Here is a 23,304-nt window from a genome sequence, read left to right as displayed (position 1 = left end):
GCGTGCCCGTGAGGCGGACGGAGGCGGACGAATCCCCCGGCCGGGGGAAGGTGGACTCCCCCCGGGAATCCCACGCCGCCGGTGGCAAGCTACCCGCCGGTCATTGGATAGGGTCGAGGGGCAGGGGAGATCCCCGGATCGACCGTAGTTGACAGCCCGGACGACGCCGGGCGCTATCGATGTGCGAGGAGAGCCGTTCCGTGACCATCCGAGTAGGCATCAACGGTTTCGGCCGGATCGGCCGCAACTTCTACCGTGCCGTGAAGGCGTCCGGAGCCGACATCGAGATCGTGGCGGTCAACGACCTGACCGACAACGCCACGCTTGCCCACCTGCTCAAGTACGACAGTATCCTCGGCCGCTTCCCCGAGGACGTGCGCGCCACCGCCGACGAGATCGTCGTCGGCGGCAAGAGCGTCAAGGCGTTCGCCGAGCGCGACCCCGCCGCCCTGAAGTGGAGCGACGTCGGCGCCGACATCGTCGTGGAGTCCACCGGGTTCTTCACCGATGCGACCAAGGCCAGGGTGCACGCCGACAACGGCGCGAAGAAGGTGATCATCTCCGCGCCGGCGAAGAACGAGGACGTCACCGTCGTCCTGGGCGTGAACGAGGACAAGTACGACGCGGCCAACCACACGGTGATCTCCAACGCGTCCTGCACCACGAACTGCGTGGCTCCGCTGGCCAAGGTCCTGAACGACGCCTTCGTCATCGAGAAGGGCCTGATGACGACGATCCACGCCTACACGCAGGACCAGAACCTCCAGGACGGGCCGCACAAGGACCTGCGCCGCGCCCGCGCCGCCGCGCTGAACGTCGTGCCGGCCTCCACCGGCGCCGCCAAGGCCATCGGCCTCGTGATGCCGGAGCTGAACGGCAAGCTGGACGGCTACGCGCTGCGCGTCCCGGTGCCGACGGGCTCCGCCACCGACCTCACCGTCACCGTCTCCCGCGAGGTCACGGCCGAGGAGGTCAACGAGGCGTTCAAGTCCGCGGCCGAGGGCCCGCTGAAGGGCTACCTCACCTACACCGAGGACCCGATCGTCTCCGCCGACATCGTCACCGACCCGTCTTCCTGCATCTTCGACTCCGGACTGACGAAGGTCATCGGCGACCAGGTCAAGGTCGTCGGCTGGTACGACAACGAGTGGGGCTACTCCAACCGCCTCGTGGACCTGGTCAAGCTCGTCGGCTCGCAGCTCTGAGCGCTTCCGGGCGGAGCCCCGGGGGCCTGGGGGTCCGCCCCCGGAGACGACACTGACCTCTGGCTACCGGCGCCGTGGCCGCGCGTGAGGCGCGCGGCCACGGCGCGGCCGTGTACGGAAGGACACCGGACAACCGATGCGCACCATTGACGATCTCGACGTCGCCGGGAAGCGCGTGCTCGTCCGCGCGGACCTGAACGTCCCGCTCCAGGACGGCGCCATCACCGACGACGGGCGGATCCGGGCGAGCCTGCCGACGATCGAGGCGCTGCGGGCCCGGGGCGCCAAGGTCATCGTCTGCGCCCACCTCGGCCGCCCCAAGGGGGAGGTCAAGCCCGAGTTCTCGCTGGCCCCGGTCGCCGAACGGCTCGGTGAGCTGCTCGGCGCGGACGTGGCGGCCGCCCGGGACGTGGTCGGCGACTCGGCCCGCGCCGCCGTGGACGGCCTCGCGGACGGCGGCGTCGCCCTGCTGGAGAACCTGCGCTTCGAGCCGGGCGAGACCAGCAAGGACGACGCCGAGCGCGGCGCGTTCGCCGACCGGCTCGCCGCGCTGGCCGAGTGCTACGTGGGGGACGGGTTCGGCGCCGTCCACCGCGGGCACGCCTCCGTCTACGACGTGCCGGAGCGGCTGCCGCACGCCGCCGGCGGGCTGATCGCCGCCGAGGTCGAGGTGCTGAAGCGGCTCACCCAGGACGTCGAACGCCCCTACGCCGTCGCGCTCGGCGGCTCCAAGGTGTCCGACAAGCTCGGGGTGATCGACAACCTGCTCGGCAAGGCCGACCGCATCCTGATCGGCGGCGGCATGGTGTTCACCTTCCTCAAGGCCCAGGGGCACGAGGTCGGCAAGAGCCTCCTGGAGGAGGACCAGCTCGACACCGTCCGCGAGTACCTGCGGCGGGCCGAAGAGGCCGGTGTGGAGTTCGTGCTCCCCGTCGACATCGTCGCCGCCACCGCATTCGCCGCCGACGCGGAGCACGGCGTGGTCGCCGCCGACGCGATCCCGTCCGACCGGCTCGGCCTGGACATCGGCCCCGAGTCCGGCAAGCTGTTCGCCGCGCGCCTCGCCGACGCCCGCACGGTGTTCTGGAACGGCCCGATGGGCGTGTTCGAGATGGAGCCCTACTCGCACGGCACCCGCGCCGTCGCGCAGGGGCTCCTCGACTCCGGCGCGTTCACCGTCGTCGGCGGCGGCGACTCCGCCGCGGCGGTGCGGCGGCTCGGCTTCGACGAGGCCGCCTTCTCCCACATCTCGACCGGCGGCGGCGCGAGCCTCGAATACCTCGAAGGCAAGACGCTGCCCGGCCTGCAGGCCCTGGAGGACTGACCGATGGCGCCCAAGAACCCTTCCGGCTCGCAGAGCGGACGCAAGCCGCTCATGGCGGGCAACTGGAAGATGAACAACAACCACTTCGACGCGATCAAGCTCGTGCAGAAGATGGCGTTCGCGCTCAAGGACGCCGACCACGACGCCGTCGACATCGCCGTGCTCCCGCCGTTCACCGCGATCCGCTCGGTGCAGACGCTCGTCGACGCCGACAAGCTCGGCATCCAGTACGGCGCGCAGGACGTCTCCGAGCACGCCTCCGGCGCCTACACCGGCGAGATCTCCGCCGCGATGCTCGCCAAGCTGGGATGCGCCTACGCCGCCGTGGGGCACTCCGAGCGCCGCCAGTACCACGCCGAGGACGACGCGGTCGTCAACGCCAAGGCCAAGGCCGCGCTCGCCGCCGACATCACGCCGATCCTGTGCGTGGGCGAGGGCCTGGAGGTCCGCAAGTCCGGCGGACATGTCGCACACGTCCTGGAGCAGGTGGACGGCGGGCTGGAGAAGATCCCCGCGGACCAGGTGCGGCGCACCGTGATCGCCTACGAGCCCGTCTGGGCCATCGGCACCGGCGAGGTCGCCACCCCGCAGGACGCGCAGGAGGTCTGCGCCGCCATCAGGACGCGGCTCGCCGACCTGTACGACGGCGGACTGGCCGACCAGGTGCGTATCCTGTACGGCGGTTCGGTCAAGGGCGACAACGTCGCCAAGCTCATGGCGCAGGACGATGTGGACGGCGCCTTGGTCGGTGGTGCCAGCCTGGACCCGGGAGAGTTCGTCAAAATCTGCCGGTACCGGGATCTCCCCGTCTGATCAAAACTGATCAATTCTGTTTCAACTGGGGGTTCTTGCCGAACCAGCCGATGGTTCGTCGTACCCTTCGTACCTGACGGGTAAACCGCCCGGCCCGACCCGCCGTCCTGAACTACGAAGACAAGGCGCTGAAGAATCGTGATCATCGCAACGTCCATCGTGCTCATCACCTCGAGCTTGCTGATGGTGGTCCTCGTCCTCATGCACAAGGGCAAGGGCGGCGGACTGTCGGACATGTTCGGCGGCGGCATCTCGACGTCCCTGGGCGGATCGTCGGTGGTGGAGCGCAACCTCGACCGCCTGACCGTCGGCGTCGGCGTGATCTGGTTCGCCTCCGTCGTCGTCCTCGGGCTGCTGCTCAAGGGCGACGCCTCGGGCTGAACCGCCCGTCCGGCACATGCGAGCGACGCGCCGTCCCGGCAGGACACGGGAGCGGCGGAAACACTGAGCGAGGAGTACTCCGTGGGTAGTGGCAACGCGATTCGGGGCAGCCGCGTCGGGGCCGGTCCGATGGGAGAGGCAGAGCGCGGCGACGCGGCCCCCCGCGTCTGGGTGACGTTCTACTGCGCCAACCGGCACGAGACCCGCCCCAGCTTCGCGACCGACGTCGCGGTCCCCGAGACCTGGGACTGTCCGCGCTGCGGCTTCCCGGCCGGGCAGGACTCGGAGAACCCTCCGGCCCCGCCGAGGACCGAGCCGTACAAGACGCACCTGGCCTACGTGAAGGAGCGCCGCAGCGACGAGGACGGCGAGGCGATCCTCGAAGAGGCGCTCGCCAAGCTCCGCGAGAAGCGGGCCGCCGTCAAGCAGGCCCTGGAGGCCGCCGGCCGCTGAAGCCGCCGTGTTCGTTTGCAGTTCCCTTGGCGTCGGGCCCTGGGGGCCCTCCTTCGGCGGAAACCACGGTGCGATCGCTGCATCGCTCCGGCTCGCTGCGCGATCAGGTTTCTCGCTTCGCTCGCAACCTGCCTTCGGCGAGTGCTCAGGTTGGTGCCGACTGGGGCGATGGCCGATGTCTCCGCGTCCTTCGAATATTCTTCGGGGTGAGGCACGTCCGGGCGCGCTTTTGCGTGTGGGGTTCGGGGTGTGCCGGTGATCTCGGGGAGGGTGCTCCATGGACGCGGTCGACCAGGCGATCCTGCGGCGGTTGCAGCGGGACGGGCGGCAGACGAACCGGGAACTGGCGGAGGCGGTGGGGATCGCGCCGTCCACCGCGCTGGAGCGGACGCGCGCGTTGCGGGCTCGGGGCGTCATCACCGGGTTCCATGCCGCCGTCGACTTCGAGCGGCTCGAACGCGGGGTGCAGGCGCTGATCTCGATCCGCATCCGGCCGCAGTCGCGGGAGGCGATCGAGTCCGCGCGGGACGGCATGGCCGCCATGCCCGAGGCCGTCGGGGTGTTCGTGGTGACGGGAAACGAGGACCTGCTCGTTCATGTGGCCGTTCCGAGCACCGCTTACCTGCGTGACTTCGTGCTCGACCGGCTGGCGCGGCGCAAAGAGTTCGTGGACGTCCGGACAACGGTCGTCTACGACTACGTCCAGCCGGTGGAGCAGGCCGAACTTCCGGTGCCGGGAAGGCGTGAAGGGCGAACGTCCTACACCTGATCTCGCGTGTGCGTGCCTGTCGGCGAAGGTGTGACGGCATCCCTCTGGCAGTCCGAAGGAACTGCGCTCCGACGCGTTGATCGTCGTATGTTCTCCTAGCTTCGGGCGCATGGATCGACGAAACAACTCGTCCGGCGTCCTGCTGGTGCTCACGGCGGGCGTGCTCTGGGGGACGGTCGGGCCGGCGCAGGTGATGGCCGGGTCGTCCGCGGGACCGGTGGCGATCGGCGGCGCCCGGATCCTCTCCGGCGGGCTCGTCCTCGCCGCGCTGGTGCTCGTGACGAGGCGGCGGGCGTTCCGGACCCTGTCGCGGCGGACGTGGGCGCCGCTCGCGGCCGCCTCCGCGGCGACCGGCACGTTCCAGGCGGCGTTCTTCAGCTCGGTGAACCTCACGGGCGCGGCCGTCGCGACCGCCGTGGTGTTCGGGCTCGCGCCGGTCTCGGCGGGGCTCTGCGAACGGATCGCGCTGGGGTCCCGGCTGACCCGCCGCTGGTGGGCGGGGACGGTGTGCGCGGTCGGCGGCGTCGCGCTGATGACGGTCCCCGGCTCCGCCGTCCACGCCGACCCGGCCGGGATCGCGCTGAGCCTCGCCGGCGGGGCGTGCTTCGGCGTCTACACCGTGTCGGCCAAGATCCTCACCGGTCGCGACGCGGGGATGGCCGCCGGCGTGTCGGTGACCCTGCTCGCCGGGGGAGCGGCGCTGCTGCCGTGGACGCTGGCCGAGCTGCCCGCCCTCGCGCAGCACCGCTCCGCGGCGCTGGTGGCGTGGCTCGGGATCGCCGCCACGGCCGCCGCGTACATGTGCTTCGTCACCGGGCTGGGCCGGGTGACCGCGGCCGCCGCCGGGACGCTCAGCCTCGTCGAGCCGCTCGTGGCCGCCGGACTCGCGATCCTCCTCCTCGGTGAGCGCATGTCGGGTCCGGTCGCGGCCGGGTCGCTGCTCCTGCTGGGCGGCCTGTTCGTCGTCTCGTTCCCCGCGCGGCCGCCCCACGGGCGGCGGAGGGCTCGCTATGATGGCGGCTACGCGACTGGCGCAGTCAAGGTGGAGACGACCACCGGGGAGCGAGAGTAGTCCGCACGCCGCGCGCCTGGGTGTACGGGTCCCCTTCGCCGGGGCGCCCGAAGTCCCGGCGCGAACAGCGCGGAGGCTCACGATGCACGAACCGGCCGTACCCCGTCTGCAGGCCCAGGACCCCGAGATCGCCGGACTGGTGGAGGCCGAGGCGCGCCGCCAGTACGAGAAGCTCCGGCTGATCGCCTCGGAGAACTACGTGTCGCCGGCCGTCCTGGAGGCCACCGGCTCCGTCCTGACCAACAAGTACTCCGAGGGCTACGCGGGCAAGCGGTACTACGAGGGGCAGCAGAACGTCGACCCGATCGAGTTGCTGGCCATCGACCGGGCGAAGGAGCTGTTCGGCGTCGAGCACGCCAACGTCCAGCCCTACTCGGGGTCGCCCGCGAACCTCGCCGTCTACACGGCGTTCCTCGACCCCGGCGACACGGTGATGGGCCTGTCGCTGCCGATGGGCGGGCACCTCACGCACGGCTGGTCGGTGTCGGTCACCGGCAAGTGGTTCACGCCCGTCCGGTACGACGTGCGCGCCGACACCGGCCGCGTCGACATGGACGAGGTCCGCGACCTTGCCCTCAGGGAGCGGCCGAAGCTCATCTGGTGCGGCGGCACCGCGATCCCGCGGACGATCGACTTCCCGGCGTTCGCGGAGATCGCCCGCGAGACCGGCGCGGTGCTGGCCGCCGACATCGCGCACATCGCGGGCCTGGTCGCGGGCGGCGCGCACCCGTCCCCGGCCGGCCACGCCGACGTGATCACCACCACCACCCACAAGACGCTCCGCGGCCCGCGCGGCGCGATGATCATGTCGACGGCCGAGCACGCGAAGGCGATCGACAAGGCGGTCTTCCCCGGCCTGCAGGGCGGTCCGCACGACCACACCACCGCCGCGATCGCCGTCGCGCTCAAGGAGGCCGCGCGGCGGGACTTCTCCGGGTACGCGCGGCGGATCGTCGCGAACGCCGGGGCGCTGGCCGCCGCGCTGCTGGAGCGCGGCTACGACCTGATCTCCGGCGGCACCGACAACCACCTGATCCTGATCGACCTGACGAACAAGGGCGTTGCGGGCAAGCCCGCCGCGAAGGCCCTCGACCGCGCCGGCATCGAGCTGAACCACAACGCGGTCCCGTTCGACCCGCGCAAGCCCTTCGACCCGTCCGGGCTGCGGCTCGGCACCGCCGCGATCACCACCCGCGGGCTGGAGGAGGCGCAGATGCCGCAGGTCGCGGCGTGGATCGACGAGGTCGTCCAAGCCGCCGCCAAGCAGGACGAGACGGTCGTCGAGCGGGTCGCCGGCCAGATCCGCGAGATGCTCGCCGCGTACCCGATGCCGGGCTGGTCGACCACGCCCTAACGGCCGCGCAGGAGGGTGATCATGCGCCAGGCTCCGGGGTCGGTGAGGGCCACCGCGTCCTCGCCGGCCCCGAAGTCGCCGTACTGCGCGACGACCTCCAGCCCGCCGGCCAGGCGGATGACGGCGTCGAGCTCGGTGGCCGTCCAGAACCGGTAGGGGACGACGTCGCGCAGCACCCGCGCGGCGCCGTCCCCGGTGATCGTCATGGTGACGTGGTCGTCGGCGATCTGCGTCACCGGGTCGAGCCGGTCGGTCGGCTCGCCCCAGCGCACGCTGGCGTGGACGCCGTCGCGCTCGACCGTCCAGCCGGTACTGACGGTCGGGTCGTCGCTCAGCCGGTCCCGGGGGTGCGACATCTCGACGACGTACAGGCCGTCCGGGGACAGATGCGCGGCGGCCCGGCGCAGGTGCGCGACGAACGCGTCCACCGTCATCAGATGGGACGTGGAGTCGAGCATGGTCACGATGAGGTCGAAGCGGCGGCCCAGGTCGAACCGGGTCATGTCGTCCTGGACGACCTCCAGCCCCACCCCGTCGCGCCGCGCCTCGCGGGCCGCGTGGGCGCACATCTCCGGATTCAGGTCGAGCGCGGTCGCGGCCGGCCCGCGGCGGGCGAACTCGCGGGCGTGCTCGGCGGGACCGGCGGCCAGCTCCAGCACCGTCCCGGGGCGCCCCGCCGCGCGGTGGGCGGCGCACCAGGCGAGCAGGACGTCCACCTCGGCGGGCACGTCGCGGAACGAGCACGCCAGCTCGTACGCCCAGGGGTCGTCGTAGATGCCGGTCACCCGGCCATCCTGCCAGCGCGCCCGGCCCGCGTGTCACGCGGCGGCCACGTCACCGTGTGCCCGGGGTTCCACATACCGGACGGGGACTTGAGCACTCCCCGCCGACCGCCTAGCGTGCGGTGGGTGATCGACCCCGTGAGCGGTGAGCACGCCGACGACCGGTCCCCGCGCGGTCCGTCCACGACCCGCCTCCCCCTGCTGCCCCCCGGCTCGCTCAGCGACGAGCAGCGGACCGTCTACGAGGCGCTGACCGGCGGCCCGCGCACCGCCGGCCGCACCCCGCCGGTCAACCTGGCCGACGAGTCCGGGCGCCTCCACGGACCGTTCAACGCCATGCTCTACAGCCCGTCCGTGGGCCTGCCGCTGCAGGATCTCGGCGCCGCGCTGCGCTTCCGCACCGCGTTCACCAAGCGCGAGCGGGAGATCGCGACGCTGGTCGTCGCCGCGCACGTCCGGTCCGACTACGAGTGGTACGCGCACGAGCGGATCGGGCGCCGCGCCGGGCTCGGCGATGACGAGATGGACGCGCTGCGCGAGGGCCGCGCCCCGATGCTCGCCGACGTCCGCGAACGCGTCGTCTACGAGGCGACGCGGCAGCTCGTCACCGAGGACGACCTCGGCGACGCCGTGTTCACCGAGGCCGCGGCCACGCTGGGCCGCACCGCCCTCGTCGAGCTGGTCACGCTCGTCGGGTACTACAAGGCGCTGGCGCTCCAGCTGCGCGTGTTCCGGGTGGGCGTCCCGGACGGGGAGGCCCCGCCGCGCTGGCCCGCCGCGGAGGACGGGGATGACTGAGGTCCTGCGCACGGTCCGCCTCGTCCTGCATCCGGTGACCATGCGCGACCACGGCGCGCTGCTGACCCACTGGACGGGACCGCTCGTCCGCCGCCACCTGTTCGCCGACCGGACGATCTCCGCCGGTCAGGTCACCGAGATCATCGGCGCCAGCGAGCGGGACTTCGCCACCGAGGGCTTCGGGCTGTGGGCGCTGCGCCCCGCCCGCTGGACCGCCGGGATCGACGGCGCCGCGCCGGGAGAGCCGCTGATCGGCGTGGCCGGACTCAGCCATCACGACGGGCCGCTCGGGCACGGCGCGGACGTGGAGATCCTCTACAGCCTGGAGCCCGACCGCTGGGGCCAGGGCCTCGCCGCAGAGGCGTCCCGCGCGGTGCTCGACTACGCCTTCGGGGTGGTCGGCGTGCACCGGGTCACCGCGGAGATCGACACGGCGAACCCGGCGTCGGCGGAGCTCGCCCTGCAACTCGGCATGCGCCGCCGGCGCGAGGGACCGGCGGGCCCGGACGGCGCCGCCTGCTACTCGGCGGACCGCTCCCGGTGGATCGGATCCCGCCGCATCGTCGACGCCGTCCTGTAGGCGCGGTCCCGGAGGCGGCCGGGGCCCGGCCCAGGCCAGGGGCCGCTCGTCTCAGCGCCGGTCGAGAGGTCCGCCGCGCCAGGTGGGGGCGGCGGCGCGTCGGGCGGCCACGTCGAAGGCGGCGCGGGCCAGCAGGCGCGTGGAGTCGAGCGTGGGCAGCGGCGAGACGTCCGGCGTCACCAGGAGCGGGATCTCGGTGCACACGAGCGCGACGGCGTCGCAGCCGCGCCCGGCGAGGCGTTCGATGATCCGCACGTACTCCCGGCGCGAGTCCTCGGTGACGATCCCGTTGACCAGCTCGTCGAAGATGATCCTGTGGACGGTCTCCCGGTCCGCCTCGTCCGGGACCTCGGCGGCGATGCCGCGCGCCGCCAGCTCCCTCGGGTAGACCGGCCCGTCCATCGTGTAGCGGGTGCCGAGGACGCCGACCCGCGTCCTCCCGTCGCGGGCGGCTCGGCCGGCGACGACCTGCGCGATGTGCAGGCCGGGCAGCGCCAGGTCGGCGCCGGGCCGTTCGAGCGCCATGTGCGCGGTGTTGTCCGGGCACACGAAGAAGTCCGCGCCCGCCGCCGCGAGCCGCCGGACGCTCTCGGCGAGGGTCCCCCTGATCGGGGCGTGGTCCCCGGCGTCCCACGCGGGCATGCTCCGCGCGAGCGCGATGAGGTCGAGCGTCACGTCCGGGTGGTCGTCGGGGCCCAGTTCGCGGAAGCCCTCCTGGCAGAAGGTCCGGAAGCACAGCGCGGCGCCTTCCGCGCTGTGGGCGAGGATTCCGAGGTGCTGCATGTCTGGCCGCTCCAGGTCCGGTGCAATGATCACCCGTCCAGTATCCGGGTTCGTCGACTTGCGGCGTGTTGTTGTTATGGGATGCCGGATAACAACAACTCGCCGCAAGTCAACGGGTTGCCGGACCGGCTAGGAGAGGAGGGACGTCAGTTCCGACAGGTCGCCGGCCTCGGCCAGGTCGTAGGTGAGGCCGGTGATCCGCTCGGCCTGGGACTCGGTGACGCGGCGGGTGGCGTTCAGGCGGAACTTCGTCGCCAGCTCCTCCGACGACAGCGGGTTCCCGGGGCCGCCCCGGTTGTGGTCCACCCGTTCCTCCAGTTCGGTGCCGTCGCGCATCCGGACGCGCAGGACGGCCGGGAACTGGTGCGGGAAGATCTCGTCGCAGCGGGCGTCGGGCACGCAGCGCACCTTCGCGGCCAGCGCGAGCCGGCCGGGGTCCGCGGCGGCCTCGTCGGTGAAGTCCTCGTGGAAGACGCCGAGGCCGCCGCCGCCCAGGAGCGCCGCCGCGACCGTGTAGGGGCCGGAGAACGCGGCGTGGTAGCCCGACTGGGGACGGATCTTGTCCTCGTGGGGTTCGCCGATCGTGCGCAGGACGGGCGTCGGGGCGCCGAGCTCGATGCTCTCGATGCCGGCCGTGTCCAGCCCGCGTTCGCGCAGCCGGCGCGCGGCGTCGATGCCGGCGTGCGTGAAGTGGTTGCACGGGTACGGCTTGAAGAAGATCCCGGGCAGTTCCCAGTGCTCGCCCAGCCCGGACGTCAGCGCGTCCAGGTCGACCTGGTCGCCGCAGAACGCCTGGAGGAACCCGAAGCGGCCTTCGAGGACGGTGGGCGGGCCGGTGATGCCGGTCCGGGCGAGGCCGGCGGCCGTGACGGCGGCGTGGGCGGCCCAGCCGCAGTGGATGCGCTTGACGGTGCCGCCGGTCCGGTTGGCCTCCAAAATGCCCGAGCCCATGCTGGCGGCGATGCCCATCGCGTCCGCGATGCCGGCGGCGTCCAGGCCGGACAGCAGCGCGGCGGACGCGGCGGCGCCGACCGCTCCGCAGATCGCGGTGGCGTGCTGCCCGCGTTCGAAGAACACCGAGTTGCCGAGCTCGCGGTCGTAGCCCGCCATGCCCAGCCGGACGGTGATCTCGATGCCGACCCCGACCGCGTCGAGCAGCAGGGCTCCGGTGGTGCCGCGGGCCTCCGCCACGGCCAGCGCGGCGGGCACCACGGAGGCCGACGGGTGCAGGACGGACGGCAAATGCGTGTCGTCGAAGTCGAGGGAGTGCGCGAGCGTGCCGTTCAGCAGCGCGGCGCTCGGCTCGGGAAGGCGGGCGCCGGTGCCGATCGCGGTGGCGCGCCCCGCGCCGCCCCACTCGGCGACGAGCTCGCCCACCGCGCGGGCCGGCGGCTCGGCCGTGGCGGCCAGGCTGTTGCCCAGGGCGTCCAGGACCCGGCGGGCGGCGTCGGTGCGCAGCTCGGCGGGCAGCCCGCGCTTCCCGGCGTCCGCGGCCAGGGCCGCGAGGCGCTGAACCGGGGTCATATTGGCGCCGGTCACACTGGCGCCGGTCACGCGGTCACCGCCGCGAGGGGACGGACGGGGGAGCCGGTGCCGCCCTTGATCCGCAGCGGGGCCAGCATGAACACGAACTCGCGGAGCCCGGACTCGGCGAGCGCCTCCAGGTCGAGGTGCTCCAGGATGAAGATCCCCGACTCGACCAGCAGGATCCGGTGGACGGGCAGCACGGCGTGACCGGCGCCCTCCGGGATCTGCTCGTAGGCGGTGGTGTCCGAGCCGGTCGCGACGATCCCCCGGTCGGCGAGCCAGCGCGCGGCGTCCGGGGTGGCGCCCGGCACGCCGGTCTCCTTCCCGAGGTAGGCGGTGGTGTCGCCGAAGTTGCGCGCCCACCCGGTGCGGATCAGCGCGACATCGCCCTCACCCGGTTCGACCCCGGCGCGCTTGGCGGCGAGGTCCAGGTCCTCGGCCGTGACGCCGTAGCCGGGCGGCAGCGTCGCCACGTCGCGCAGGGCCGCCACGTCCAGCAGGACGCCCCGGCAGAGCAGCCCGGGGAGGTTCTCGGCGCCGTGCGCGGTGAACGCGCCGCCGCGCTGCGCGTCGGCGGCGGAGACGCCGCCGTGCAGCTCGCCGTCGTGGCTGACGTGGGACAGCGCGTCGATGTGCGTCCCGACGTGCCCGCCGGTCACGATGATCTCGTTGGCGGCGGAGCCGCCGTCCGGGCGCTCCATGTCGCCGTGCCGCCGGATCAGCGTCATCCGGAACCCGGGATGGTTGGGGGAGCAGGGCATGCCGGTGAAGAACGGCTGTCCCAGCTCGATCAGCCGGACCCCGCCGGCGACGGCCGCGAGCAGCGGGTCTTGGGAGTTCATTGGGATTCCTCCGTGGAAGCCCCCGCCTTCGGGCGGAGGAGGGAACGGGCTCTTGCGGAGCAGGACAGAGAAAGGCGAGCCGTCGCCAGCGCGGATCGCCGTGCGTCACCCTTGTTTCGAAACGCCTGCAGTCTCACCTCCCGGCCGTTAGCTTGTGGGGCATGGCGCGGCAGGTGAAGCGGGCTTTCCGGTACCGCTTCTATCCCACAGGCGAGCAGGCGGCCGAACTGGCCCGGACGTTCGGCTGTGTCCGCCTGGTGTACAACAAGGCGCTGGAGGAACGCACCCGGGCTTGGTATGCCGAGCGGCGCCGGATGTCCTATGTGCAGACCTCGGCCGCACTGACGGCGTGGAAGCAGACCCCGGAGCTGGGGTTTCTGGGTGAGGTGTCGTCGGTGCCGTTGCAGCAGGCGCTGCGGCACCTGCAGACCGCGTTCACCAACTTCTTCGCCCGGCGCGCGAAGTACCCGCGGTTCAAGGCCAGGAAGAAGTCGCGGGAGTCGGCGGAGTACACCGGTTCGGCGTTCCGGTGGCGTGATGGTGAGCTGATGCTGGCCAAGATGTCCGAACCGTTGGCGATCGTGTGGTCTCGGCCGTTGCCCGACGGGGCCGAGCCGTCCACGGTGACCGTCTCCCGGGACGCGGCCGGGCGCTGGTTCTGCTCGATCCTGTGCATTGACACCGTCACCCGCCTGGACCCGGTGGAGCAGGCGGTGGGAGTCGCCGCCGGGTTGAGTTCGCTGGTGACATTGTCGACGGGGGAGAAGATCGCCAATCCCCGGCACGAGCGCCGGGACCGCGAGCGGCTGGCCAGGGCGCAGCGGGGGTTGGCGCGTAAGGTCCCGGGGTCGGCGAACCGGGACAAGGCCAAGGCCCGGGTGGCGCGGATCCATGCCCGCATCGCCGACCGGCGGCGGGACTTCCTGCACAAGTTGTCGACTCGGCTCGTCCACGAGAACCAAGTGGTCGTGATCGAGGACCTGAACGTCCGCAACCTGGTGAAGAACCACAGTCTGGCGCGTGCGGTCTCGGACGCCGCCTGGCGGCAGTTGCGGATGATGCTGGAGTACAAGGCTGGCTGGTACGGCCGTGAACTCGTGGTGATCGACCGGTGGTTCCCCTCCTCCAAGACGTGCTCGGGCTGCGGGACCATCACCGAGAAGTTGCCCCTCTACGTGAGGGTGTGGGAGTGCGGGTGCGGCGCCCGGCACGACCGGGACGTCAACGCCGCTAAGAATGTTCTGGCCGCCGGGCTGGCGGTGTCGGCCTGTGGAGCCGGTGTCAGACCTCAACGGGAGTCCTCCCGGACGGGGCAGTCGGTGTCGAAGCAGGAAACCCACGGGGTGACCCGTGGACTCCCCCGGCCTCGGGCGGGGGAGGAGGTCAAGGGTGGCCTTTTTTGATGTCGTCGCGGTTGGGATGGGCGGTGGCGCCGGTTTCGGCGGCGGCGAGCAGCCAGGCGGCGCGCTCGACGACCGCCTTGTCCACGAACCGGCCGGAGGAGTCGATCCACGCGGCACTGCTCCCTGCTGCGCTGCCGCGTTCGGTCAGCTGGCTCATCAGGTCGCGCGCCCACGCGACGTCCGCCGGATCGGGGACGCACGCCTCGTGGACGACGGGGATCTGCGCGGGGTGGATCACCGAGCGGCCGAAGAATCCGGCCCGCTGCCCCGCGAGGGTGTCGGCGCGCAGGCCGTCCAGGTCGCGGACGGCCGTCCACACGCTCTGCGGCGGCGACGGCAGCCCGGCGGCGCGGGCGGCGACGACGACCCGGGAGCGCGGCCACGCCAGCGCGTCGCCCCCGCGGACGCGCAGGTCGGCGGCCAGGTCGGCCTCGCCGAGCGAGATCCCGGCGACCAGGGGGTGCGCGGTGGCGAGGGCGAGGGCGTTCTCCACGCCGAGCGCCGACTCCACGATGGGCAGCACGGGGACGCCGAGCGCCTCGGCGACGCGGCGCAGCTCGTCCGGGTCCTCGGCCTTGGGGACGCGGACCCCGGCGAGCGTGCCGGGCGCGGAGGCGAGGAGCGCGAGGTCGTCGGCGCCGTCCGGGGTGGCGGGCGCGTTGATCCTGACGTACGCGGTGTGCCCGGCGGCCAGGGTGTTCAGGACGGTCCGCCGGGCATCCTGCTTGCCGGCCGGGGCGACGGCGTCCTCCAGGTCGAGGACCACCCTGTCGGCGCCGGAGGCCAGGGCCTTGCCGATGCGGTCCGGACGGTCGCCGGGTACGTACAGCCACGTCCGCGGGACGGGATCCGGTGGGACGCCGCCGGCCGGGGTCACTTGATCACCTTTTTGGCGCGCAGCTCGGCCAGTTCGGCCTCGCCCACCCCGTACCGGCCGAGGATCTCGGCGGTGTGCGCGCCGAGCGGCGGGCCCGCCGACTCGATCCGGCCCGGCGTCTGCGACAGCCGGAACAGGACGTTCTGCATCTTCACCGGACCCAGCTCGTCGTCCGGGACGGTCGCGACGGAGCCGAGCGCCTCGAACTGCGGGTCGGCCATGACGTCGGCGGCGTCGTAGATGGGGGCGACGGCGGCCTGTGCCTCCTCGAACGCCCTGACGACCTCGTCGCGGTCGCGCTCGGCGATCCAGGAGCCGACGGCCTCGTCCAGCACGTCGGCGTGCCGGGCCCGCTCGGCGCCGGTCGCGAACCACGGCTCGTCGATCAGCTCCGGGCGCCCGACCAGCCGCATGACCCGCTCGGCGATCGACTGGGCGCTGGTGGAGATCGCGACCCAGCTGCCGTCGCGGGTCCGGTAGGTGTTGCGCGGCGCGTTGTTGTGCGAGCGGTTGCCGGTGCGGGCCTGCAGCTCGCCGAGCTGGTCGTAGGTGATGATCTGCGGCCCGAGCAGGGTGAGGATCGGCTCGATGATGGCGAGGTCGATCACCTGGCCCTCGCCGGTGGCCTCCCGGGCGCGCAGCGCCGTCATCACCGCGAACGCGGTGGTCAGCGCGGCGATCCCGTCGGCGAGCCCGAACGGCGGCAGGGTCGGCGGGCCGTCCGGCTCCCCGGTGATCGCGGCGAACCCGCTCATCGCCTCGGCGAGCGTCCCGAAGCCGGGGCGCTTGGAGTAGGGGCCGAACTGCCCGAACCCGGTGACCCGCGCCGTGACCAGCCCCGGGTTGGTCTTCCTCAGCTCGTCCGGGCCGAGGCCCCAGCGCTCCAGCGTGCCCGGACGGAAGTTCTCGATCAGCACGTCGGCGTCGTCGGCGAGCCGGCGGAACAGCTCCTGTCCCTCGGGGGAGCCGAGGTAGAGCGTCATCGCCTTCTTGCCCCGGCCGAGCATCTTCCACCAGAGCCCGACGCCGTCGCGCTGCGCGCCGTGGCTGCGCACCGGATCGCCGTTCGGATGCTCGATCTTGATGACCTCGGCGCCGTAGTCGGCGAGCAGCGTGGCGGCGAGCGGCCCGGCGAAGAGCGTGGCCGCGTCGAGGACGCGGACTCCGGACAGGGCGTCGGTCATGGGCGATACCGCCTTCAGGATGGATGTTCCGCTTAGAGAAACGATAGGAGAAGTCAGGTCCGGGTCGCGCCCGCGTCCCGGACTTTCCAAATTGGCACTGTTTAACGAGTTCCGTCAAGTTTTCGGCCCACCGATTGACGCGTGCCCGGACGGGTGCCACGATGACGACTCAACCTCCAACGTTCCTCTAAGCGGAACGATTGACCGGGGGTGGACGTGGCAGCAGCCGGCGCATCGCCGCCGGCGTAAGGCGGAGGAGACGGATGTCGGCTCGAAGGCTCACCGCCGGGCTCGCCGCCTGCGCGGTCCTGCTGGCCGGGGCGGGCTGCGGCGGCTCGGCGCCGTCCGGCGCGGCCGGGGTGGCGGCCGGACGCGACGAGGGACCGCTCAAGATCGGCGCACTGCATCCGGTCAGCGGCGCCAACGCGGTCGACGGCCAGCAGATGCGCCGCGGCGCCCAGATGGCGGTCGAGGCGATCAACGCCGCGGGAGGCATCAGGTCGCTCGGCGGACGGAAGGTCGAGCTGGCGACCGGGGACACCCAGGGCAAGGCGGAGGTCGGCCAGAGCGAGGCCCAGCGCCTCATCTCCGAGGGGGCCGTGGGCCTCGTCGGCACCTACCAGAGCGCCGTCAGCACCAACGTCGCGGTCGTCGCCGAACGCAACGAGGTGCCGTTCGTGATGGACGTCACCGCGACCGACGCGATCTTCGCGAACGGCTACCGGTACTCCTTCCGGGTCCAGCCGGGCAGCGCCGCCATCTCCGAGGCCGCCGCCCGCTACCTCAAGCAGGTGTCCCAGGAGGCCGGCAAGCCGGTGGCGAAGGTGGCGTTCCTGCACGAGCAGACCGACTTCGGCAGCGGCGCCGCCGAGGCGTTCACCGAGGCGGCGGAGAGGCTCGGGATCGAGGTCGGCCCGAACATCAGCTACGACGCGCTCACCGTGTCCGACCTCACCGCGCAGGTCACCCAGGTGAAGGCGTCCGGCGCGAACGTGCTCGCGGTCGCGGGCTACTACCGCGACAGCCTGCTCGCGGCCAAGGCCGTCAACGCGGTGAAACCCGACCTGGACGCCGTGTGGGGCGTGTCGAACGGCGCCTTCGACCAGCCGAAGTTCGTCGCCGAGGCCGGCGACATCGGCGAGCGGTACTTCAGCACCAACTACCACTACGACGCCCAGAAGCCGGAGACGGCCAAGCTGCGGGCGGAGTACCGGCGGCGCTACGGCGACCCGATGCGCACGGGCGCGGTCCTGTCCTACGACGCGGTCCAAGTGATCGCCCAGGGCGTGGAGCGCGCGGGCTCGACCGACCTGGAGGAGGTGCGCGAGGCGATCGCGTCCTCCCGGGTCGAGCCGCTGACGGTCGGCGCCGGGCCGATCGCCTTCGCCCCCAACGGCGACAACGAGAACGCCCTGCCGATCCTGATGCAGATCCAGGGGAGGCAGGTCAAGCAGGTCTATCCGCCGGATAAGGCCGAATCCAAGCCCAACTACTCGGTGACGTGGCGGCAATGAGCGACATCGGAACCATGACAGATCCCCCCACCCCGCCGCCCGCCGGGCGTCTCGCGCCGCTGCGCGGCGGCGCGGGCGGGACGGTCCTCAAGCGCGCCGCCGTCATCGGCGGCGCGGTGGCGGTCGCGATCGCGGTCGCCCTGGTCCAGTCCGGCAGCGGCCTGGTCGTCTGGCAGTCGGTGGTCACCGGCCTGCTGATGGGCGGGCTGTACGGGCTCGTCGCGATGGGCCTCACGCTGATCTTCGGTGTGCTGGACATCGTCAACTTCGCGCACGGGGCGCTGCTGGCCATCGCGATGTTCATCGCGTTCGGCGTCGTGCAGGCCACCGGGCTGCACCCCTATCTCACGCTGCTCATCGCGGTGCCCGCGCTGTTCCTCATCGGCGCGGTGGTGCACCGGGGCCTGCTGTCCGGATCGGGCGGGGCGTCGCTGGAGAACCAGCTGCTGATCACGCTCGGCCTGGCGCTGCTGCTGGAGAACGGGCTGCTGATGTTCTTCGGCGCCGAGCCCAAGAACGTCGCGCTTCCCGGCGACTTCCAGTTCGACCTGTTCGGCGCGGTCGTGGCGGGCGGGCGGCTGTACGCCTTCGCCGGCGCGCTGCTGATCGGCGCCGCGCTGTTCTGGCTGCTGCGCCGCACCCGGTTCGGGACGGCGATCCGCGCGGTCGCCGCCCACGGGCAGGGCGCCGAACTGGTCGGCGTGAACGTCCGGCGGGTGCACACCGTCACGTTCGGGATCGGGACGGCCTGCGCCGGGGCCGCCGCGGTCCTGGCCGCGCCGCTGGTCACGGTGACGCCGACGCTCGGCGAGCAGTTCAACATCACCGCGTTCGTCGTGGTCGTGCTCGGCGGCATGGGCAACGTCGCCGGCGCGCTCGTCGGCGGGCTCCTCATCGGGCTGGTCGAGCAGCTCACCACCATCTACATGGACGGCCAGAGCTCGCTGCTCGGCGTGTTCATCGTCTTCGTGCTCGTGCTGTTCCTGCGGCCGCAGGGCCTGTTCGGCAGGGCGGCGGGAGAGGGAGGCGGCGCATGACCGGGCTCACCATCACCGGCCGGCAGGGCGCGGGCGCGTCGCGCCGGGCGAAGGCGCCGCCGCTGCGCCCGCAGAACCGGCAGTTCGCGATACTCGCGGTGCTGCTCCTCCTCGCGATCCCGCTGCCGCTGCTCCTGCCGCCCGCGCAGGGCGCGGTCGCGGTCCGCATCCTGATCTTCGCGATGATGGCCATCGGCTGGAACGTGATGAGCGGGTTCGGCGGCATGTTCAGCTTCGGGCACGCCGCGTTCTTCGGCCTCGGCGCGTACACCAGCGCGTACCTGCTGGTGGAGCACGGCGTCTCCCCGTGGATCGGGATGCTCGCCGGGATGGCGGTCGCCGCGGCGGTCGCGGTCGTCATCGGCTACTTCTCGTTCCGCTACAAGCTCAAGGGCGCCTACTTCGCGCTCGCGACGTTCGCCTTCGCGGAGATGCTCCGGCTGATCGTCACGACGACGGAGTTCACCAACAAGGCCGTCGGGTTCACGGTCCCGCTGATCCAGGGCTCGTCGCTCTGGAAGATCCAGTTCGCGGCGGACTCGCCGATGTACTTCTGGATCGCGCTCGGCCTCGCCGGGCTCGCCGCCCTGGTCAGCATCGTGTTCCTGCACTCGCGGACGGGACGCTACGTCACCGCGATCCGCGACGACGAACTCGCCGCGGCCTCGCTCGGCACGCCCGTCATGCGCTACAAGCTGCTCACCGTCGCTCTGTCGGCGGCGATCACCGCGGTCGCCGGGGCCTTCTACACGCAGTACTACCTGTTCGTGAACCCGGACCTGGCGTTCGGGTCGTCGGTATCGATCCAGGCGATCGCGACCGTGGTCATCGGCGGCATCGGCACCATCTGGGGCCCGATCGTCGGCGCGGTCATCCTCGGCGCGCTGTCGGACGTGACCGCCACGCTTCTGCGCACGCCGCCGGACTTCCTGAACTTCCTGCAGGGCCGCAGCGGCCTGGACGTCGCGGTCTACGCGGTCCTGCTCATCCTGATCGTCCGGCTCCTGCCTAAGGGGATCGTCGGCACGATCACCGAGAGGTGGCGCAGATGAGTCTCCTGAGCGTCTCCGGCGTCGGCAAGGGCTTCCGCGGCCTGCGGGCGCTGTCGGACGTCGACTTCCAGGTCGGGCAGGGCGAGATCCTCGGCATCATCGGCCCGAACGGCGCCGGCAAGACCACCCTGTTCAACGTGGTCTCCGGCGCCCTCACCCCCGACACCGGGCGGGTCGTGTTCGGCGACCGGGACGTCACCGGCTCCCCGCCCGACCGGATCGCCCGCGCCGGCATGGTCCGGACGTTCCAGCTCATGCGGCCGTTCGGGAGCATGACCGTCCTGGAGAACGCCGTCCTCGCCGCCCAGCATCGCCGCCGGTCGCCGCGCGACCTCCGCAAGGACTCGATGGACGTGCTGGAGCGCGTCGGGCTCGGCGACTGGGCGTACCACAACGCCACGGAGCTGCCCACGGCCGGGCTGAAGCGCCTGGAACTCGCGCGGGCGCTGGCGATGCGGCCGAAGGTCCTGCTGCTGGACGAGGTGCTCGCCGGCCTCGTGCCCGCCGAACGCGAACCCGTCCTCGACCTTCTCGCCGCCCTGCGCGAGGAGGACGGGACGACGCTGCTGTTCATCGAGCACATCATGGCCGCCGTCATGCGGCTGTCGGACCGGGTCCTCGTCCTGGACCAGGGCAGGGTCCTGGCCTCCGGGTCCGCGGAGGAGGTCACCTCCGACCCGCGGGTGATCGAGGCGTACCTCGGAGAGGAGCCGGCCGATGCCGAAGACTGAGGCGCGGACCGCCGACATGCTGAGGATCGAGAAGCTGTGCTGCGGCTACGGCCGCATGCAGATCCTCCACGACATCGACCTGCGCCTGGGCGAAGGGGAGATCGTCGCGCTCGTCGGCGCGAACGGCGCGGGCAAGACCACGACGCTGCGCGCCGTCTGCGGCCAGCTCCGCCCGATGTCCGGGACCATCACGTTCGCGGGCGCGTCCACGGCCGGGCGCCGCCCGGACCAGCTCGTCCGGGACGGGCTGGTGCACGTCCCCGAGGACCGTGCCCTGTTCGGCACCCTCACCGTCGAGGAGAACCTGCGGATGGGCGCGTGGACCCGCGCCCCCGGCGAGGCCGCGGCGAGCATGCGCGAGGTGTTCGAGCTGTTCCCCGTCCTCGGCGAGCGCCGCGCGCAGGTCGCGCAGACGTTCAGCGGCGGCCAGCAGCAGATGCTCGCGATCGGCCGCGCGCTGATGGCCCGCCCCCGGCTGCTCCTGCTGGACGAGCCGTCCACCGGGCTCGCGCCCAAGCTGACCTGGTCGGTGCTCGACGCGGTCAAGCGGATCCGCGACACCGGCGTCTCGGTGCTGCTCGTCGAGCAGAACGCCAAGCAGGCGCTCGGCATCGCCGACCGCGCCTACGTGCTGGAGAGCGGCTCGACCGTGCTGCACGGGACGGGCGCCGAACTGGCGGGCTCCGCCGAGGTGAGGAAGGCGTACCTGGGGCTGTGACGAACACGGAACGGGAACCGGACGCGGAGTCCGCGCGGCGCGCGGCGACGGCCACCGCCGGTCTGGGGGAGTGGGTCTCCGGCCTGGACGCGGCCGCCGTGCCGCGCGGGGTGCTCGACCGGCTGTCGCTGGTCCTGCTCAACGTCGCCGGCGTCACCGCCGTCGGCGCCGCGCTGGACGAGCAGGCGGCACTGCGGTCGTCCTGGCGGGCTCCGGACGGGCCCGCGCCACTCATCGGCGCCGGCCGCCGCGCCCCGGCGGACGCCGCCGCGTGGCTGAACGCGGCGGCCCTGGTCTGCCTGGAGCTGGACGAGGGCAACAAGTACGCGAAGGGGCACCCGGCGGCGCACGGGTTCCCGGCCGTCCTGGCGCTGGCCGCGGAGCTGGACGCCACCGGCGCCGACACGGCCGCCGCCCTGCTCGCGGCCTACGAGACCGCGTCCAGGTTCGGGCGCGCGTCCCGGCTGCGGCCCGGCGCCCATCCGCACGGGAACTGGGGCGTGGCCGGCGCCGCCGCGGGGTGCGCCCGGCTGCTCGGCCTCGGCCCGCAGGCGACCGCCGCGGCGATCGACACCGGGGCGGGGCTGCCGGTCGCCGGCCACTTCGCCTCCGCCACGGACGGGAACCCGGTGCGGGACGCCTGGATGGGCGCGTCCAACGTCTCCGGCCTGGTGGCCGCCCGGATGGCCGCCGCCGGAGCCGCCCGCAACACCGGGACCGCGGCGCTGTCCCTCGGCGGCCTGCTCGGCGGGTTCGACCCGTCCGAGCTGACCGGCGCCCTCGGCACCCGCTGGGACGTCACCCGCGGATACTTCAAGCGGCACGCCTCCTGCTCGTTCACCCATCCCGCGGCCGACGCGGTGCTCGGCCTCCGCGATGGGCTCGACCCGTCCCGGATCAGCGGGATCGTCGTGGAGACCCACGCGCTCGGCGGCGGGCTGGCCTCGGCGGAGTGGGACGGGCGGCTGTCGGCGATGTTCTCGCAGCCTTTCGTCGTCGCCGCCGCCCTGCTGGAGGGCGAGGTCGGCCCCCGCGTCCTGGAACGCAGGGACGACCCGGCCCTGCGGAGCCTCGCCCGGCGCGTCCGGCTCGTCGTGGCGGACGACCTGACCGCGCGCCTCCCCGACGAGCGCGCCGCCCGGGTGGCCGTCGAGCTGGACGACGGGACCGTCCGCACCCGCGAGGTGCCCAACCCGGTCGGCGACGCCGACCACCACCCCCTGGACGAGCGGGACGTCCTGACCCTGCTGGAGGGATGGCTGCCAGGGCGGGAGGAACTGATCGGCCTGGTCGCCGCCTTCGCTCGCGACCTGCCCGGCCTGGACCGCGTCGGCGAGCGGCTGCGCGGACTCGCCGGTCCCGGCGGTGAGCCGTCCCGGAGAGAGGAGCCGAACTGATGCGCGCCCTGGCGATGACGCCGATCCACCTGCCGCCGGAGGAGATCCGGCGGCGGCAGGCCCGCTACGACCGGCTCGCCCCGCCCGGCCTGGCGGTCGAGCTGCGCGACGTCGGCCCGGCCGCGCCCGGGGCCCTGGACGACGAGCCGTCCATCCGCGCGTCCGAGCGCGAGGTCGCCGCCGCGCTGGACCGGGCGGGCGGCGGCTGGGACGTCGCGTTCCCCGACTGCGTCCTCGACCCGGCCGTCCCCGACGGCCCTGGCCCCGCGGGCGTCCCGGTGAACGGCCTGCTCAAGCTGAGTAGTATGCACCTTGCCGCGAAGAACATCCCGTTCGGTGCGGTGGTGCGGAACGAGGCGATCGGCGCGGAGCTGGGCCGCCGCCTCCGGGCCTACGGGCTGGACGCCTGGGTGGCGGGGGTCGCGGTCATGGACCTGCCCTTCGACGCGATCGCCGACACCGGCGCCTGGAACGCCGCCCTCGGCGAGGCCGTGGACGCGCTCGCCGCCGCCGGAGCCGCCGCCGTGATCAACGGATGCTCCGCCGTGGACGTCGAGGAGTCCCGCCTCAAGGCCCGGGTGGTCGACCCGACCGCCCTCGCCCTGCGGCTGATGCCCATCGGGACGAGCACATGACCGCGGACCGGACCCCATCCTCCCCGGCGCCCCCGCGCGCCGGTGGACCGACCGAACGTGAGATCTGAGGAGA

Annotated in this window: 24 protein-coding genes and 1 riboswitch; of the genes, 17 read left to right on the top strand and 7 right to left on the bottom strand. The window is 72.7% G+C overall.

Annotation, left to right across the window (positions count from 1 at the left end):
* Positions 1-200 precede the first annotated feature (200 nt).
* From gap to E1281_RS06795, 6 genes are all read left to right on the top strand, one after another.
* Positions 201-1,205, top strand: coding sequence for a type I glyceraldehyde-3-phosphate dehydrogenase (gene gap, locus E1281_RS06820; RefSeq protein ID WP_131876289.1), 1,005 nt, complete (start codon positions 201-203; stop codon positions 1,203-1,205).
* 136 nt (positions 1,206-1,341) lie between these two features.
* The gene (locus E1281_RS06815) at positions 1,342-2,529 is read left to right on the top strand and encodes a phosphoglycerate kinase (RefSeq protein ID WP_131876288.1); all 1,188 of its coding nucleotides are present in this window, start codon (positions 1,342-1,344) and stop codon (positions 2,527-2,529) included.
* A 3-nt stretch (positions 2,530-2,532) separates the two neighbouring features.
* Positions 2,533-3,342, top strand: a complete 810-nt coding sequence (tpiA, locus tag E1281_RS06810; RefSeq protein ID WP_131876287.1) for a triose-phosphate isomerase — start codon at positions 2,533-2,535, stop codon at positions 3,340-3,342.
* A 138-nt stretch (positions 3,343-3,480) separates the two neighbouring features.
* Positions 3,481-3,723, top strand: a complete 243-nt coding sequence (secG, locus tag E1281_RS06805; protein WP_131876286.1) for a preprotein translocase subunit SecG — start codon at positions 3,481-3,483, stop codon at positions 3,721-3,723.
* Between the two features lie 81 nt (positions 3,724-3,804).
* Positions 3,805-4,176, top strand: coding sequence for an RNA polymerase-binding protein RbpA (locus tag E1281_RS06800; protein WP_131876285.1), 372 nt, complete (start codon positions 3,805-3,807; stop codon positions 4,174-4,176).
* Between the two features lie 277 nt (positions 4,177-4,453).
* Positions 4,454-4,945 carry an Lrp/AsnC family transcriptional regulator gene (locus E1281_RS06795; protein ID WP_131876284.1) on the top strand — a complete coding sequence of 164 codons (492 nt, stop codon included), beginning with the start codon at positions 4,454-4,456 and terminating at the stop codon, positions 4,943-4,945.
* Positions 4,946-5,557: 612 nt separating this feature from the next.
* Here the strand turns inward: E1281_RS06795 and E1281_RS41725 are convergent.
* Positions 5,558-5,857 (bottom strand): hypothetical protein, encoded by a 300-nt coding sequence (locus E1281_RS41725; protein WP_243716667.1) that lies wholly within the window; start codon positions 5,855-5,857, stop codon positions 5,558-5,560.
* Between the two features lie 102 nt (positions 5,858-5,959).
* Positions 5,960-6,046: riboswitch (ZMP/ZTP riboswitch) on the top strand.
* Between the two features lie 53 nt (positions 6,047-6,099).
* Here E1281_RS41725 and glyA point away from each other — a divergent pair.
* Complete coding sequence (gene glyA / locus E1281_RS06785; protein WP_131876282.1) at positions 6,100-7,371, top strand: serine hydroxymethyltransferase; 1,272 nt, start codon at positions 6,100-6,102, stop codon at positions 7,369-7,371.
* Here the strand turns inward: glyA and E1281_RS06780 are convergent.
* Positions 7,368-8,156 carry a class I SAM-dependent methyltransferase gene (locus E1281_RS06780; protein ID WP_131876281.1) on the bottom strand — a complete coding sequence of 263 codons (789 nt, stop codon included), beginning with the start codon at positions 8,154-8,156 and terminating at the stop codon, positions 7,368-7,370. The genes glyA and E1281_RS06780 overlap by 4 nt on opposite strands.
* Positions 8,157-8,279: 123 nt before the next feature.
* Here E1281_RS06780 and E1281_RS06775 point away from each other — a divergent pair, with 123 nt between their 5' ends.
* Both E1281_RS06775 and E1281_RS06770 read left to right on the top strand, forming a co-directional pair.
* Complete coding sequence (locus E1281_RS06775; RefSeq protein WP_131876280.1) at positions 8,280-8,951, top strand: carboxymuconolactone decarboxylase family protein; 672 nt, start codon at positions 8,280-8,282, stop codon at positions 8,949-8,951.
* Positions 8,944-9,531, top strand: a complete 588-nt coding sequence (locus E1281_RS06770; protein WP_131876279.1) for a GNAT family protein — start codon at positions 8,944-8,946, stop codon at positions 9,529-9,531. Before E1281_RS06775 ends, E1281_RS06770 begins: the two co-directional genes overlap by 8 nt.
* 51 nt (positions 9,532-9,582) lie before the next feature.
* Here E1281_RS06770 and E1281_RS06765 read toward each other — a convergent pair whose 3' ends face one another.
* The 3 genes from E1281_RS06765 to E1281_RS06755 all read right to left on the bottom strand — a co-directional run bounded on the left by E1281_RS06765 (position 9,583) and on the right by E1281_RS06755 (position 12,683).
* On the bottom strand, positions 9,583-10,347 hold the full coding sequence (locus E1281_RS06765; protein WP_243716665.1) for an amino acid racemase: 765 nt from the start codon (positions 10,345-10,347) through the stop codon (positions 9,583-9,585).
* 96 nt (positions 10,348-10,443) lie between these two features.
* Positions 10,444-11,868, bottom strand: coding sequence for an MmgE/PrpD family protein (locus E1281_RS06760; RefSeq protein ID WP_243716663.1), 1,425 nt, complete (start codon positions 11,866-11,868; stop codon positions 10,444-10,446).
* Positions 11,865-12,683 carry a cyclase family protein gene (locus E1281_RS06755; protein WP_131876278.1) on the bottom strand — a complete coding sequence of 273 codons (819 nt, stop codon included), beginning with the start codon at positions 12,681-12,683 and terminating at the stop codon, positions 11,865-11,867. Before E1281_RS06755 ends, E1281_RS06760 begins: the two co-directional genes overlap by 4 nt.
* A 161-nt stretch (positions 12,684-12,844) precedes the next feature.
* Between E1281_RS06755 and E1281_RS06750 the strand changes: the two genes are divergently transcribed.
* Positions 12,845-14,086 carry an RNA-guided endonuclease TnpB family protein gene (locus tag E1281_RS06750; protein ID WP_131876277.1) on the top strand — a complete coding sequence of 414 codons (1,242 nt, stop codon included), beginning with the start codon at positions 12,845-12,847 and terminating at the stop codon, positions 14,084-14,086.
* On the opposite strand, the gene E1281_RS06745 is transcribed toward E1281_RS06750, so the two are convergent.
* Positions 14,067-14,963, bottom strand: a complete 897-nt coding sequence (locus E1281_RS06745) for a CoA ester lyase (RefSeq protein ID WP_131876276.1) — start codon at positions 14,961-14,963, stop codon at positions 14,067-14,069. The genes E1281_RS06750 and E1281_RS06745 overlap by 20 nt on opposite strands.
* A complete protein-coding gene (locus tag E1281_RS06740) occupies positions 14,960-16,147 on the bottom strand; it encodes a CoA transferase (protein ID WP_131876275.1) in 1,188 nt (395 codons plus the stop codon). The genes E1281_RS06745 and E1281_RS06740 overlap by 4 nt, the downstream gene beginning before the upstream one ends.
* 263 nt (positions 16,148-16,410) lie before the next feature.
* Between E1281_RS06740 and E1281_RS06735 the strand changes: the two genes are divergently transcribed.
* From E1281_RS06735 to E1281_RS06705, 7 genes are read left to right on the top strand one after another with little or no spacing between them, the layout of a single operon-like run.
* The gene (locus tag E1281_RS06735) at positions 16,411-17,661 is read left to right on the top strand and encodes an ABC transporter substrate-binding protein (protein WP_131876274.1); all 1,251 of its coding nucleotides are present in this window, start codon (positions 16,411-16,413) and stop codon (positions 17,659-17,661) included.
* Between the two features lie 14 nt (positions 17,662-17,675).
* Positions 17,676-18,698, top strand: a complete 1,023-nt coding sequence (locus tag E1281_RS06730; protein ID WP_131876302.1) for a branched-chain amino acid ABC transporter permease — start codon at positions 17,676-17,678, stop codon at positions 18,696-18,698.
* Positions 18,695-19,750 carry a branched-chain amino acid ABC transporter permease gene (locus E1281_RS06725; protein WP_131876273.1) on the top strand — a complete coding sequence of 352 codons (1,056 nt, stop codon included), beginning with the start codon at positions 18,695-18,697 and terminating at the stop codon, positions 19,748-19,750. Before E1281_RS06730 ends, E1281_RS06725 begins: the two co-directional genes overlap by 4 nt.
* Positions 19,747-20,481 (top strand): ABC transporter ATP-binding protein, encoded by a 735-nt coding sequence (locus tag E1281_RS06720; RefSeq protein WP_207943148.1) that lies wholly within the window; start codon positions 19,747-19,749, stop codon positions 20,479-20,481. The genes E1281_RS06725 and E1281_RS06720 overlap by 4 nt, the downstream gene beginning before the upstream one ends.
* Before the next feature lie 16 nt (positions 20,482-20,497).
* A complete protein-coding gene (locus E1281_RS06715) occupies positions 20,498-21,199 on the top strand; it encodes an ABC transporter ATP-binding protein (RefSeq protein ID WP_131876301.1) in 702 nt (233 codons plus the stop codon).
* Positions 21,196-22,596: an MmgE/PrpD family protein gene (locus tag E1281_RS06710; protein WP_207943147.1), complete on the top strand. Its 1,401-nt coding sequence runs from the start codon at positions 21,196-21,198 to the stop codon at positions 22,594-22,596. The genes E1281_RS06715 and E1281_RS06710 overlap by 4 nt, the downstream gene beginning before the upstream one ends.
* The gene (locus E1281_RS06705) at positions 22,596-23,231 is read left to right on the top strand and encodes an aspartate/glutamate racemase family protein (protein WP_131876271.1); all 636 of its coding nucleotides are present in this window, start codon (positions 22,596-22,598) and stop codon (positions 23,229-23,231) included. The genes E1281_RS06710 and E1281_RS06705 overlap by 1 nt, the downstream gene beginning before the upstream one ends.
* The last annotated feature ends 73 nt before the right edge of the window (positions 23,232-23,304 follow it).

The organism is Actinomadura sp. KC345 (assembly GCF_004348515.1).
Taxonomy (GTDB): Bacteria; Actinomycetota; Actinomycetes; order Streptosporangiales; family Streptosporangiaceae; genus Spirillospora.
Note: the sequence above shows the minus strand (reverse complement) of the source record. Positions and strands in the feature narration are given on the sequence as shown.